The sequence below is a fragment of the Vibrio sp. Y176 genome (genome assembly GCF_033438945.1).
The window spans coordinates 604,814-619,558 of record NZ_JAWOQS010000001.1 but is presented as its reverse complement, the minus strand read 5'-3'; the positions used below and the strand labels follow the sequence as shown (position 1 = coordinate 619,558).

10 protein-coding genes are annotated in these 14,745 nt (G+C 43.9%); 7 read left to right on the top strand and 3 right to left on the bottom strand.

The genetic code is table 11. The annotated features are described in order from the left end of the window. Nucleotides 1–121: 121 nt before the first annotated feature. Nucleotides 122–1,669, bottom strand: a complete 1,548-nt coding sequence (locus R7O13_RS02675; protein WP_005376560.1) for an arylsulfatase — start codon at nucleotides 1,667–1,669, stop codon at nucleotides 122–124. A 306-nt stretch (nucleotides 1,670–1,975) separates the two neighbouring features. Between R7O13_RS02675 and R7O13_RS02670 the strand changes: the two genes are divergently transcribed. The 3 genes from R7O13_RS02670 (at nucleotide 1,976) to R7O13_RS02660 (ending at nucleotide 5,007) form a co-directional block, all read left to right on the top strand. Then, entirely contained in the window at nucleotides 1,976–2,362 is a 387-nt protein-coding gene (locus R7O13_RS02670; protein ID WP_017635365.1) for a winged helix-turn-helix domain-containing protein, read from the top strand. Between the two features lie 80 nt (nucleotides 2,363–2,442). Then, nucleotides 2,443–4,797 carry a fatty acid cis/trans isomerase gene (locus R7O13_RS02665; protein ID WP_065275237.1) on the top strand — a complete coding sequence of 785 codons (2,355 nt, stop codon included), beginning with the start codon at nucleotides 2,443–2,445 and terminating at the stop codon, nucleotides 4,795–4,797. Nucleotides 4,798–4,815: 18 nt separating this feature from the next. Further along, nucleotides 4,816–5,007: a hypothetical protein gene (locus tag R7O13_RS02660; RefSeq protein ID WP_005376565.1), complete on the top strand. Its 192-nt coding sequence runs from the start codon at nucleotides 4,816–4,818 to the stop codon at nucleotides 5,005–5,007. A gap of 50 nt (nucleotides 5,008–5,057) precedes the next feature. Here the strand turns inward: R7O13_RS02660 and torS are convergent, their stop codons facing one another. Next, a complete protein-coding gene (torS, locus tag R7O13_RS02655; protein ID WP_318302909.1) occupies nucleotides 5,058–8,021 on the bottom strand; it encodes a TMAO reductase system sensor histidine kinase/response regulator TorS in 2,964 nt (987 codons plus the stop codon). A 43-nt stretch (nucleotides 8,022–8,064) separates the two neighbouring features. On the opposite strand from torS, the gene torT reads away from it, so the two are divergent. Continuing rightward, nucleotides 8,065–9,114, top strand: a complete 1,050-nt coding sequence (gene torT / locus R7O13_RS02650; protein ID WP_318303096.1) for a TMAO reductase system periplasmic protein TorT — start codon at nucleotides 8,065–8,067, stop codon at nucleotides 9,112–9,114. Between the two features lie 64 nt (nucleotides 9,115–9,178). Continuing rightward, nucleotides 9,179–9,634, top strand: coding sequence for a methylglyoxal synthase (locus tag R7O13_RS02645; RefSeq protein WP_005376571.1), 456 nt, complete (start codon nucleotides 9,179–9,181; stop codon nucleotides 9,632–9,634). Nucleotides 9,635–9,711: 77 nt separating this feature from the next. Here the strand turns inward: R7O13_RS02645 and helD are convergent, their stop codons facing one another. Next, nucleotides 9,712–11,781 carry a DNA helicase IV gene (gene helD / locus R7O13_RS02640; RefSeq protein WP_005376572.1) on the bottom strand — a complete coding sequence of 690 codons (2,070 nt, stop codon included), beginning with the start codon at nucleotides 11,779–11,781 and terminating at the stop codon, nucleotides 9,712–9,714. Nucleotides 11,782–12,104: 323 nt separating this feature from the next. Between helD and yccS the strand changes: the two genes are divergently transcribed. After that, nucleotides 12,105–14,258: a YccS family putative transporter gene (gene yccS, locus R7O13_RS02635; RefSeq protein WP_031781171.1), complete on the top strand. Its 2,154-nt coding sequence runs from the start codon at nucleotides 12,105–12,107 to the stop codon at nucleotides 14,256–14,258. A 189-nt stretch (nucleotides 14,259–14,447) separates the two neighbouring features. After that, nucleotides 14,448–14,678 carry a hypothetical protein gene (locus R7O13_RS02630; RefSeq protein ID WP_005376575.1) on the top strand — a complete coding sequence of 77 codons (231 nt, stop codon included), beginning with the start codon at nucleotides 14,448–14,450 and terminating at the stop codon, nucleotides 14,676–14,678. Nucleotides 14,679–14,745 lie beyond the last annotated feature (67 nt).

Genomic DNA, 14,745 nt, shown 5'->3' with positions numbered 1-14,745 from the left:
AAGCGTTAGGCGTTTTCGTCATCAAGCTTTCTACAAACCTTAATAGATAGAATTTTACAGATAAAAAAGAGGCTCACGTTAATGAGCCTCTTTCTATATGTGATACTTCACTTAGCTTTTCCTACTTATTTGGGTTCTCTTTTAGTTTCTCCATCACTTGATCGAGCGAGAAGCTTGCTGCTTTTTGCCTTGGTGGGAACTCTTTAAACGTTTCAAGGAATCTGCCTACGTAAGCTTGCGCAGGAACAAGCATGTAAGCACGGTCTAGCATCCAATCGTAGTAAGTGTTAGAAGTGATATCAGCCACTTCGTAAGGATCCATACGCAAGTTGAAGATCTTAGGAACACGAAGTGTGGTGAATGGTTCAGCCCAAATACGCAACGTGCCTTTTGCTCGTTGCTCCATAAAGACCAGCTTCCATTTGTTATAGCGAAGTGCAGTTAAGTCTCCATCATCTGAGAAGTAAAAAATTTCTTCTCGTGGGGCCTTATCCTCTTTACCAGTCAAATATGGTAGGAAGTTATAGCCGTCTAGGTGAACTTTGAATTTCTTACCATTCGCACTATAACCTTTGAGCAATTTCTCTTTGATATTGTCATCACCCGCGGCAGCAACAAACGTTGGCATCCAGTCCATGTGATGCATGATATCATTCGAAACAGAGCCAGCTTTAATTTTACCCGGCCAACGTACCATCGCAGGAACTCGGTACGCACCTTCCCAGTTGGTATTTTTCTCTCCACGGAATGGCGTTGTACCTGCATCTGGCCACGAGTTCATGTGTGGGCCATTATCGGTGGAGTAAAAGACGATTGTGTTGTCTTTAATACCCAAATCATCCACTTTTTTCAGTAGCTGACCTACATGGTTATCATGCTCGACCATACCATCTGCATACTCGCTGATACCTGTTTTTCCAGAGTTCTCTTCTTTCACATGAGTACGGAAGTGCATACGAGTTGCGTTCCACCAGACAAAGAAAGGTTTTTCAGCCTTGACTGCACGATCCATAAAGTCGAGTGCCGCATCTAACGTCTCTTCATCCACGGTTTCCATGCGCTTGCGAGTTAGAGGTCCTGTATCCTCAATTTTGCCATCAGCGTACGAACGGATAACGCCGCGCGGACCGAACTTTTTACGAAACTCAGGATCTTTAGGATAATCGACGTTTTCTGGCTCCTCCTCGGCGTTCAAGTGATAAAGGTTGCCAAAAAATTCATCGAAGCCGTGATTAGTAGGAAGGTGCTCATCTTTATCACCTAAGTGGTTTTTACCAAATTGCCCTGTCATATAGCCCATCGGCTTCAGCATTTCGGCAATGGTTGCGTCCTCTTCCTTCAAGCCAAGATCAGCACCTGGAAGCCCCACTTTACTCAAACCTGTTCTAAGAACGGTTTGGCCCGTAATGAAAGTAGAACGGCCCGCTGTACAAGATTGCTCACCGTAATAGTCAGTGAACATCATGCCTTCTTTGGCGATACTGTCTATATTTGGTGTTTTGTACCCCATCAAGCCAAACGTGTAAGCACTGAGATTGGACTGGCCAATATCATCACCCCAAATGACGAGAATATTTGGTTTCTCTGCTGCGATACTGCTACTTGTCGCACCGATTAAAGCGGCGGCAAGAATCGCTAATCGGCGTTTAACGCCATATTTCGCTGTCATATAAACCTCTGTGTGTATTAGAAAAGTGCTTCCTGCAACAGAATGTATAGTTCACAAATAGCGGATAAGCGAATTTACTAAATGAGAATTCTTTCTATCTTCGCCTAACATTACACCGTTATTTGTAGCTAATACGCACTCCAATAGCACTTTAGTTCAGAGCGCCATCGCACCATTCATCACTACTGTTAATCTCAAATATTAAGATTGTCTACGCATATCACAGTGCCCATAAAGTACCTGATTGCTTTTATATAAATATTAATGATAATACGTTTTACTACCATTAATAATTAAGGTGCCCGCGTGCTTGACTCCAAGGTTTCAAATGGAAAAACTTACCAATGCCAACACAACGGCGTTCACCATAATGATGAGGAGCTATTACTAGATAAGCGCACTCACTCTGTGGTACTCAATTACTTGCCAAACAAGAAATCTGTTCAGTTAACAAGCATTCAATTTAAGCTGCTGCAAACTCTCACTCACCATCAAGATCAAGTACTTAGTAAGCATTTTCTTTACGAAACAGTACTAAAACGTGAATTTACTGAACATGATCGAGCACTCGATATGCACATGAGCAGAATGAGAAAGCGTCTAGTTCACGAAGGCGTTCCAACAGACAGAATTCAGACAGTCCACCGCCAGGGTTACATTTTCAAGCGCTCAGACAATCAACAGAAAAATTAACGCTAATTGGCCCAACTTTTGGTAATTGACCGCTTATTTTGCTTTAATTAATGCAAATTCGAATCACGTAAAATAACTCAATGAATTTGCGCTTAATTTTTACACTTTGCATTGCTACTTTGTTTGCCGGCTGTGCAACCTATGCTGGTCTTAACTATGACCAACTGTTTGGTCCACAGCTCGTGCGTGAACGCACAGTTGACGTGGAAACCCCTCAAGCAAACTTCTTCCAAAGCGAAGTTAAACCCATTATGGATAACCGCTGTGTCGTCTGCCACGCGTGCTACGATGCACCATGTCAACTTAAGCTCTCTTCTGTTGAGGGCATTGACCGTGGTGCGAGTAAAGCACTGGTATATGAAGGAACAAGACTCACAGCCGCAGCACCAACACGCTTATTCGAAGATGCAGAAACAACCCAAGAGTGGCGCGATGCGGGTTTTCATCCGGTTCTCAACGAACGTGATCAAAGCATGGCAGCCAACATTGATGCAGGCCTTATCGCACGTTTGCTACAACAAAAAGAGCGCCACCCATTGCCTGACCAAGTCCAGTTAGAAGGCTTTGACTTTTCGATAGACCGAGAGCAAACCTGTCCGACGATTGAAGAATACGAGCAATACGAGAAGGATAACCCAACCTGGGGCATGCCTTTTGGTATGCCAAATCTATCAAACAGTGAATACCACACACTCATGACTTGGTTGGAAAACGGCGCAATAATGAACGTTCACCAACCTGTTAGTGAGAATGAGCAAGCGCAAATAGATAAGTACGAAACATTACTTAACCACTCTGATTTGAAAAATCAGCTGATGGCTAGGTATATATATGAGCATTTGTTTTTATCTCATATCTACTTTTCAGAACTCGATGAAGATCCCCGATTCTTCACGCTCGTCCGCTCTGCTACACCACCAGGACAGCCCGTCAAACGTATTTCAACGCGTCGCCCGTACGATGATCCAGGGGTTGAACGTGTGTTTTATCGAATTATTCCAGAGCAAGGGACCATAGTAGATAAAACTCACATGCCATTCGCGTTAAACAAGCAACGCATAGAGAACTGGAAAACTTGGTTTATTGATGCTGATTACACGGTTAGCCAGCTCCCGAGTTATGCACCAGAAGTTGCTGCAAACCCGATGACATCATTCATCGACCTTCCAGTGAAATCGCGCTTTAAGTTCATGCTAGATAATGCACAAAATACAATAATGGCATACATCAAAGGCCCAGTTTGTCGTGGCCAACTGGCATTGAATGTTATCAATGATCGCTTTTGGGTGTTTTTCCTTGATCCAGATAAAGCAGACATCCCAGAAGTAAATGAGTTTTACCGATCTCAGGCTGATAACCTAAAACTACCGGCAGAACAAGAAAGTAACACGCTACCTGTTACCAACTGGGTCAAGTACGCGCGCCAGCAAGCTCGCTACCTAGAGGCTAAATCTGAGTTCACTAATAACTGGTTTAAAGAAGGTGAAAACCTATCCACCGATGTAATTTGGGACGGTAATGGCACCAACCATAATGCGGCATTAACGATATTCCGCCATTTTGATAGTGCTTCTGTTGTTCAAGGGTTAGTTGGTGAGCAGCCTAAAACAGTGTGGATTCTTGACTACGCGTTACTAGAGCGTATCCACTATTTGCTTGTTGCTGGGTTTGACGTTTACGGTAACTTCGGCCATCAGCTCATGACACGAATGTTTATGGACTTCTTGCGTCTAGAAGGCGAAAGTAACTTTATCTCGTTGTTACCCGCCGATATGCGCCATGAACTGCAATCTAGCTGGTATAAAGATCAAAGCCCGCAGTTGAGTGACTTTTTACAACGAAATGTGAAGCCGTTTAACCAACCAACCAGCGTTCAGTATAAGAGTGACGATCCAAAAACGGAGTTGGTGGAGTTGTTGAGCGAACATGTTTCAGATGTGCTTCTGCCTCGCTACGAAATTCAAGACACAGCTCTTTCTGCGAGTAGTGAAAAGCAACTAAAACGTATTGACCACGTTCGTGGTGAAGGCCTAAAAACCGTTCCGCAAATCACTATGCTTATGGTGAGAAGTCAATCAGGGGAAGATGAACTGTTCACCTTACTTCACAACAATGCACACACAAACATCTCTAGCTTGTTTGATGAAGAAAGTAACCGTGACTTTGCTAACGATGATATGACCATTGTACGCGGCGTTGTGGGAAGCTACCCTGCGGCATTTTTCTCGATCAACGAAAACCAAGTAAAAGATTTTGTCGATCAATTTAGTGCCATCCAAAACGAGTCCGATTACGTTAAGTTATTGGATAATTTTGCGATTCGTAGAAGCTCAGAAAAATTCTGGTCATTTAGCGATCGTTTACACAATTGGTACCGTACAAAACAACCGATCGAATTTGGATTACTTGACTATAATCGTTTTGAGAATCGATGATGATTTAAGGGGGTTCTCATGGGTATCCGAGATAACATTGCCGCTCTTGAACAACAGATTTACGTTGCTTGTTCTGAGGGAGACTACGAAACGGTCAATATGCTTGAGCATCAACTCGAATACTTACGTGGCAAAGTGGAACATCCTTTTGATGATGACCCTTATGCCCTAGACACTCGATTCGAGTGGGAAGATGACATGACCGAATAGAAAAAACCTCCGGAAAGCCGGAGGTTTTTTTATTTTCAATGCTCGATGGATTACTTCGCCATTAACTCATCCAGAGCTTGAATTGATGCAGACACTTGAGAAACTAAATCATCTTTAGTCGCATTATAGGTATCTAGAGGTTGAGGCGCGGCTTCAATTGCTTGGCAAGCGTTCATTAGCGCAGTTAGTCCTAAACTTCCTGCACTGCCCTTTAATTTATGGGCAAGGTTCTTTACTTCTTTACTATCATTGTCCTCAGCAGACGCTTGCAGCTTGCTTAATACATCGGTGCTGGTGGCTCTAAACAGATTAATAATGTGCAACATCTTATCTCTGCCCAAGATTTTCATATCGGACTCAATCACGCTCGGATTAATGATAACCACATCGGGTTCCTTTTTTTGGGGTGCTTGAACGACCTTTGATTGTAGCTCTTGCTCTTGAGGCGAAATTTGATCAAACGGGGTACAGTCGGCATTTTGTGGCAACAACAACGGCTTTCCGTCTAGCGCATCCTGAATCAATGCCGCGAGTGCCTCTTTTGCCAATGGCTTAGGCAAGTATCCGTCAAAACCAGCGGCTAGATAGCGCTCAACTTCTTCCGCAAAAACGTGCGCAGACACTGCAATCATTGGCGTGACGGCAAGCGCTTTATTGGCCGGCTTATCACACTCAATCCGCTTTAAGCGTTGGATCAACTCAGTTCCATCACAATCAGGGAGGTTGATGTCGACCAAAGCGATATCAAAATCTTGTGTGCTGATCAGTTGCTCTGCTTGTGAGCCGTTTTCTGCCATCACGACTTGATGCCCCATGCTTTCTAGAAAACCTTCCGCGACCACTCGGTTGACTTCATTATCTTCTACCAGCAAGACCTTTGCTTTCACTTTGCAACGTGCGGTTGCCACGGTTCCTGTTTCAACAGGTTCGCTTTCCTCTAACGGAATAGAGAACCAGAATCGGCTACCATTTCCCTCTTCGGAATCGACTTCTAAAACACCGCCCATCGCTTCAATGATTCGCTTACTGATAGCAAGTCCAAGCCCCGTGCCTCCAGTTTGGCTCATCCCACCTTCAGCTTGCGTGAAGGCATCAAACAACGTTCTCTGGTATTTTTTGGCAATTCCTATTCCAGTGTCTGATACTTCAAATAGGACTTGCGACTCGTCCTCTGGGTTCAGGCTAACGTAGATATCAATTTCTCCTTCGTCAGTGAACTTAATCGCGTTACCAACAAGATTGTTCAGCACCTGACTGATTCTGGTGACATCCCCTTTCCAGTAGCGACTAACATCACTTTCAATATGGTAGGAGAACAGCAGCTTCTTCTCTTGTGCTCGACTGTTCATTAACTGGAAAGTGTCCTCCACCATTTGGTGTAAATCAAAGCCCATGTGACGAATTTCTAAATGCCCCGCTTCAATCTTGGAGTAATCCAGTACATCATTAAGGATCGCGAGCAACGTTTTACCACTACGATTAATGATTTCCGCATAACGCTTTTGAATTGGGTTGAGGCCTGAGTCAATCAGCAAGCGTGCAGTCCCCAACACTCCGTTCATTGGCGTTCTTATCTCATGGCTCATCGTCGCCAAGAAAGCCGATTTTGCTCGGCTCGCTTGCTCTGCTTGCTTGCGAGCTTTAGCGTGATTCAAAACCTCTTCATTCAAACGGCGGTTTGCTTGTTTTAACTGCGAAGTGCGCTGCTCAACGAGCTCTTCTAAATGTTCTTTATGCTCCTCAAGCTCTCGCTTGGCTTGAGCTTCACCCTCTGCTACCACTTTTAGTGCTTGCGCGGTATTACGAGCCGTGATGATGGCCTGCCCCATATGCGCCAACTCATCTTTGCCTTTCACTTCCAACTCAACCGCTAAGTTACCCTGCGCCACAGAAAGCAACGCAGCAGAATATTCAGCTAACCGCTTCACAACAGAAAGGTACACCACACGCCATAAAATCAGCACCAATACAATCAAACCAACAATTGAAATAACGGTTAGAGACCACTGAGCGAATTTCAATGTGCTGGTCAATTGGTCTACAGCGACGGTAGTGGTTTTGTTTGAATCATCAACCAATTTGTTGACCGTGCCATTAAGCTCTGAGAACAACTCTAATGTCTTTTGCATCAGCTGTTGTGACTGTTCGTTATTCTCGTATTGCTGCATCAGTATAGAAAATACGACCTGACGCTTACCAAGCTCTATGAGCAGTTGGCTCATTTGCTTAGAGCGCGTAGGATCTTCCACGGCGAGTACACGGCGTTGCATGATTTTGAGGTTGCTATCGAAATCACTTTGAACCTGTTGAATTCGCTCAATATTCGTTAATGTCCTAGCCTCTTCAATTTGATTCAACATTTTAAAGGCCAACAAGTGCAGTTCATGCAATCGTTCCGTCAGATCAAGATCGACCTCCACCAGTGCATCTAGCGCCTGATAAACTTGCGATTTTTTATTCGATTCTAATAAGTCATAAATATGCGTGACGTTTGCAACAGCAATGGTGCTCGTATTCTGAACTTGCGTACGAGTTAGTTGTTCTAGCTCTTCACTGAGCAGACGCATTTCTTCAACACGAGTATCTATCTCTTTTGCAAGCCACAGTTTTTTTTCAACCGAAACACCGAGTTCTGCCAAATTGTCGATAACATTCTGAACGTTATTCTCTAAAGCTTCTAACAATTGAGAATCGAACGACTCGCTCCCGAGCTCCTTGATGTGAGTGAGTAAAGACTCGAGCTGTTCGAACAGCACTCGCCCTGACTCCTTTCTTTCCTGCTCGTTTCTTGCGTTCGACAACATTTGTACAGACGAAATAATACGAGTACTCAACTCAGATACTTGCCTCGCCTCAATCATGGCGGGAATCGCAGAATCCACGACATTTCTTTCGGTTTTGGCAACCAAAGAAAATCCAGACACACCAATAAGTGCCGATAACATGACCAGTATTGCCATCGCAATGAAAGACAACAAAAGTTTACGACCGATGCTTGCAGTTGCTAGCAGCATATTTTCATGACCTTAATGTTCGTGTTCAGCGACATATTACGTTATATTTTGCAGTGTTTACTTAATCTATGCCAACGAACTTCATTTCATGGTTAAAAATCAACACGCATTTCGCACATTTTTCAAACATTCTGCAGCCACTTTAACCCTCGTTGCTTCTTTGCCAGCGGTTGCCGCAGAGAAAATATGTGCAATATACCCTCACCTAAAGGATTCATACTGGTTGTCAGTAAACTATGGAATGGTGTCCGAAGCGAAAAGAGAAGGTGTCGAGCTACGAGTCCTTGAAGCGGGCGGCTACCCAAACAAAACCCGTCAAGAACAACAACTCGCACTGTGTAACCAATGGGGAGCAGATGCGGTTATCCTTGGGACCGTGGAACCACAGGCTTACGAGCACTCACTTAAAAATTGGGTGGGGAATACTCCCGTTTTTGCTACTGTGAACCAACTCGACTTGGATGAAGAACAAAGTGAGTTGCTAAAAGGGACTGTCGGTGTTGACTGGCATTGGATGGGATACGAAGCGGGTCAATATTTGGCAGCTCGCCATCCAAAGGGGTCAGGAAAAACCAACATTGCCTTACTTTTGGGGCCGCGAACTCGTGGTGGTACGAAACCCGTTACTGCCGGATTTTATGAAGCGATACAAGGAAGTGATATCAACATTGTTGACTCATTTTGGGCAGACAACGACAAGGAGTTACAACGTAACCTAGTTCAACGTGTGATCGATATGGGAAATATAGATTACATTGTTGGCAGTGCAGTGGCGATTGAAGCGGCCATCAGTGAACTGCGCAGTGCCGGCAAAGCTGAGGAGATCGGTTTAGTTTCTGTGTACTTAAGTCATGGTGTATATCGAGGCCTGTTACGTAACAAAGTGCTCTTCGCACCAACAGATAAAATGGTGCAGCAAGGTAGGCTTTCCGTGATGCAAGCAACGCATTACTTAAGGGGTGAAGCTTATGACAAACATGCCTCACCAACCATCAAACCACTGACTCCGAAGACGCTTCATGACGACACGATCGAAGAATCGTTATCTCCGTCAGAATATAGGCCGACATTCCGTGTTAAGGCTGTTGATTGAAAGACCAAAAACGTGTTCTATTGAGTCACAACAATTTTAAAATCATATAAACGGAAACATCTTGATGCAAAAAACCATTCGTACCATGCCAACCCATAAACATGTGGCTTTGGTCGCTCACGACAACTGCAAACCTGAGCTACTTCGCTGGGTAAAAGAAAACAAAGAAAAGCTACAGAGTCACTTCCTTTACGCAACTGGCACGACAGGACACATGCTGAGTAAAGAAACTGGACTTGCGATCAAGAGCATGATCAGTGGTCCGATGGGCGGTGATCAACAACTAGGCGCTCTCATTTCAGAAGGCAAAATCGACGTTCTCGTTTTCTTTTGGGATCCACTGAATGCCGTACCTCACGACCCAGATGTTAAAGCGCTTCTTCGTATTGCTAGTGTTTGGAATATTCCTGTAGCAACGAACCGAGCCACCGCTAAGTTCCTGTTTAACTCCCCTCTTCTTGAGCAAGAAGTAGACATCGAAGTTCCGGATTACGAAGCCTATCTTGCTGAGCGCATGTAAGCTTTGATGCCAACCAAATAAAGCAAGGGCGATACCAAGTATCGCCCTTGCTGTTTTTAACATTCTAAACGTTGCATTTAACGGGAAGTCACGATGGGATAGTCACCATTAACGAGCTCTTGAACGAATGCAGATCCCGCGCCAGTATGCGTGATCCAAACCTTCTCTTTCGCACGTGTAATCGCCACGTAAAATAGCCTGCGCTCTTCTGCGTAAGGGAATTTGTCTTTGGACTCCGTCAACGCACCATCAATGTGAATTTGCTTCTTCTTAGCGGGGAATTGCCCCTCATCCACAGAAAGAATAATCACAAAGTCTGCTTCGCGTCCTTTACTCGCATGGCAAGTCATAAAGCGAATATCGAGATTAGGGAAACGTCGCAACCAATCGTCGAACAAATCGGGCTTATGATAATGGTTACGTCCTAGCAATAAAACTGACTTGGTTTGCTTGGCTTGTTGATTCAAGTGATCCAAGATCTTTTCCACTTGATTGCTCGGCGCGGTATGTACGCTCTTCTGCTTGCGTTGTTTGTGGCTGTTTAGTGTTTTCGGCAACTGCGATGGGTTTTGCTGCACGAATGTATTCGCTACATCACCAATCTGATTGTTGAAACGATAAGTTGTATCTAAGTGATGAACGGTTGAGTGAGCAAAGCGTTCTTTAAAACCAGTGATAAGATCGACATCCGCTCCTGCAAACTGATAGATAGCTTGCCAATCGTCGCCAACAGCAAATAACGTCGCACCTGCTTGTTTCTGAGTGGATTCACACAGTGCTTCAATCAATGCCAGACGGTCTGGAGAGATATCTTGATACTCATCGACCATAATAAAGCGCCATGGCGAGACAAACTTTCCTTTATTCACATAATCTGTCGCACGACTGATCATGGTTGGGAAATCCACTTGGTTGCTTTCTTTAAGCATTTTCTGCCACGCTGTAAAACATGGCCAGCATAAGGCGAGTTCACTATTTAAACGCGTATAGTCTTGGTGGTTTACGAGCTTTTCTTGTACTTGCTTTTTGGTCAACCCTACCGCCGCTAAATGAGACAGCTGCGAATCTAGCCAAGCGATCAGTTTTGGATTTTCTGAATGGCTTCCTAACTCATCATCCCCTTTTAGGTACGCAATCGGCCATTTGTCTAAATGTTTTTGCCAACGTTTAAAGTTGGTGGGTGTCATCCAATGTTTTTTCAACCAGTCTACACACCATGCCGTTCGTTGATTTTCGTCCAACGCTAAAGGGCTAATTTCGACAGGTTGCTGTTCGACTTGTTTAAGAATATACAAGCCCAACTGATGGAATGTGTTGACGCGCACACCGTCTGCCGCCATGCCCACTTTATCTACTAAGCGTTCTTTCATTTCAGTCGCCGCATCACGACCGAACGCTAACATGAGAAGCTCTTCTGCTTGAGCCTGATGGCTTTGCAACAAATAGGCAACTCGTGCGGTTAAAACGCTGGTTTTGCCCGAGCCGGCACCAGCAAGAACTAAGTTGTGGTCGTCGTTGAGTAATACCGCATATTGCTGGGATAAATTCAAAGGAGAGGATTCAATTTGATTAAACAGCACTTCCCAATTTGGACGTTCTGCTTCTAGCCAATCGCGATTACGCTCACCAAGCGCCTCAGAGGTATCAATGAGCCAAGGCTCTATTTGCGACATACGATTCGGCATTCGCATTTTGGCTTCTTCTAGGGTGGTTTTCATCTCGCTTAACTCTTGGTTAAGACTTTCAACCCAGGAGACCACTTGAGAATGCGATAAGTAAGCAGGCAAGTGCTTTAGTTTGTAAAGCTCTTCTTCCCACTTAGGTAGATACTCAGCCAGTTTTCGGCACTGAGTGTTGTGCCATTCTTGATACTGACGAACAGCTTCAAGAGCAAACTTACGGCATTGTGGCCACGGTAGTCCTTGTACTAGCCAACTTTGTTGTTTGCCTTCGTGCTCATGAGCAAAAAACTGCAAAGAGCTCCATAACAACCCACGCTTTACGCTAACTTTGCCATTCCAGATCGTAAAAGGAATATGTTCTTCACTGCCTATTGAGCTTAATAAAACACTGTTCTCTTTTATTTCGACGTGATGGTACTCATTTTGAATAAAAAACTGTGCTTTGCTAGTGGCAGTGAGCTGCATGAAACGTGCGCCTTTTAATTTAGAAGTTGTCGATTTATATCATTTTAAGGCGCCAAATTGTAGCAATGGCGAGCACCTAAGTAAGCATCTTCTTTTATTCTTTAATAAAATTCACATTACTGTCGATTTAGTAACCTAAAGCTCATTCTATTTGAAGCTGACTTTACAATTATAGACACATTGCGTGGCTGCTTTAGTATAAGTCAATGACATCCCTGTTGATTTTATCAGCAACAACGAATTTTTCTTAAAGTAAATCATAAACGCGCTATAGTGGGTTTGGTAGTATTCCCCCGTTCTTCATCGGAAACATAAGGCGCATTGTGCAAGCAACTTCTAAATTTCGGCTCTATTGGGCAAACAAGACCATAAATTACAGCGTTCTTATCCTAATCACCTTACTGGGTGTAGTTATCCCGACTTGGTACTTCGAGCAAAACACGCTGATCACGCCGCTAATACTGGGCGTTATTGCTGCTGCTTTGGCAGAGAGTGATGATAGTTTCACTGGGCGCATCAAGGCGCTGATTCTCACCTTTCTCTGTTTTGCGCTTGCTGCTTTTTCAATTGAAATCTTGTTCGATACCCCATGGGCTTTTGCGTTGGGATTATTTATCTCAACCTTCGGCTTCATCATTCTTGGGGCGATAGGTCCTAAGTACGCGAGTATTGCTTTTGGTTCGTTGCTGATCGCTATTTATACTATGCTTGGCGCACATGAAAGCACCAACATTTGGTTTCAGCCACTACTGCTTTTGACTGGTGCCGCCTGGTATTACTTCATGTCCATGATTTGGCAGATATTTTGGCCCCTTCAACCGGTGCAACAAAGCCTAGCCAATGTGTTCTTCCAAATGGCGAATTATCTTGATGCGAAAGCCAAGCTTTTTCACCCTGTGACCAACTTGACGCCACAACCGCTGCGGATTGAAGCTGCAAAATGCAATGCTGCCACGGTTACGGCACTAAACGTTTGTAAAACCACATTACTTAACCGATCGAAACGGGGTCACATTGATGGGCCTAGTGACCGATTTTTAAATATTTATTTCATCGCTCAAGACATTCACGAACGAGTCAGTTCTAGCCATTATCGCTATCAGGATTTAGCGACCGAATTTGAACGTTCTGATGTGCTGTTTCGTTTTAAATATCTTTTGGAGTCTCAAGCCCAAGCGTGTCGTGATATTGCACTAGCCATTCAGCTAGGAAATGAATACTCCCATACCGATCAATCTATTCTGGCATTAGCTGAAGTACAAAACTCTCTTGCTTATCTAGAAGAACAAAAGCAAGGGCACTGGAAACGTCTTCTGATGCAGTTAACATATTTATTCAATAACTTAGCGACGGTAGAAAAACAGCTTAATAACATTAACAACCCAGATGTTGAAGGCCTCGAAGAAGATACCCTCGCCGATACCAACCCACACACGCTAAAAGCGATGTGGCAGCGTATATCAGCAAATTTACACAAAGATTCGATGCTGTTTCGGCATGCATTACGTATGTCAATTGCCTTAACGATTGGCTATGGAATCATTCAAATATTCAACATCGACCGAGGTTACTGGATACTCTTAACCACTTTATTCGTATGCCAACCGAACTACAGTGCCACTCGCCAAAAATTGACGGCGCGAGTAATAGGTACATTAGCTGGTTTGTTGATTGGTGTACCATTGCTGACTTTTTTCCCTTCTCAAGAAAGCCAGTTAGTATTTATCGTTATCTCTGGTGTAATGTTTTTCGCCTTCCGGATGAACAACTATGGGTACGCGACTGGTTTTATTACACTGCTCGTCCTCTTCTTATTTAATCAACTAGGTGAAGGTTACGCAGTTGTCCTTCCTCGACTAGCAGATACCCTCATCGGGTGTGTGCTTGCAGTAGGAGCTGTATTAGTTATTTTGCCCGACTGGCAGTCGAGAAGGCTTCACAAAGTTATGTCGGATGCGATAGAGGCGAACAAGCAGTATCTCGATCAGATCATTGGTCAGTATAGAATCGGCAAGAAAGACAATTTGAGTTACCGTATCGCTCGCCGCCAGGCCCACAATAATGATGCCTCACTCTCTTCTGCGATTAGTACGATGCTGGCGGAGCCTGGCAAATATCGCGCAGCTGTTGATGAAAGTTTTCGCTTCCTAACGTTAAATCACGCAATGTTGAACTATATTTCTGCATTAGGCGCGCACAGAACTCGCATCGAAGATGAGTCAATTCATAAACTCGTTTTAGATGCTCACCGTTGTATTCATCAGCATCTGGATGTACTTCATAAACAGCTTCACCAGCATTGTGAGGAGTGTGACCTATCTAATATTGATGATGCTGGACTCGAGCAACGCTTAAACGAATGGCGCGATGAAGACGACAGCTCTGCCCGCATGGTATTGCAGCAACTTCATCTTATCTATCGCATGCTCCCAGAGCTTCATTCACTTGCTAGTAAGTTTGCCGTCAGGGTAAGTTAGTAACATTCAAACCATATGTAAGAGGGAAGCGCTATATCGCTTCCCTTTTTCTTTTTACGTTTCCATCTACCCCAAAGTGGGTAATTATGTACCTTCTTAGGAAAAATCTGACGTATCACTTAACACACCTTGACAATATTCGGACAAAAAGCAATCGATCAAATTCTAATCTATTTTGGTTGAATAAATATGTTGTATCCAAAGGATGAAGAATTTCGGGCAACGACGGATAAACCGAATCACGACGAAGGTATTGAGATGAACGCACAACAATTTAATGAACTTAAGCAAAAGCTCAGTGATTTAACGGCAAGTCAGTTAAAGTCATTACAAGGTGAGATCAGCGTGAAACTAAATAAAGCGCAAAAACCGGTTCTATCTGGTGAAGAAAGAGAAATGCTTGCCAAACTGTTTGCCTAATCAAGTCATTGATATAAAACACTTGAACGTTTTATAAACTCCACCTATGCTCTCACTATCATAATGT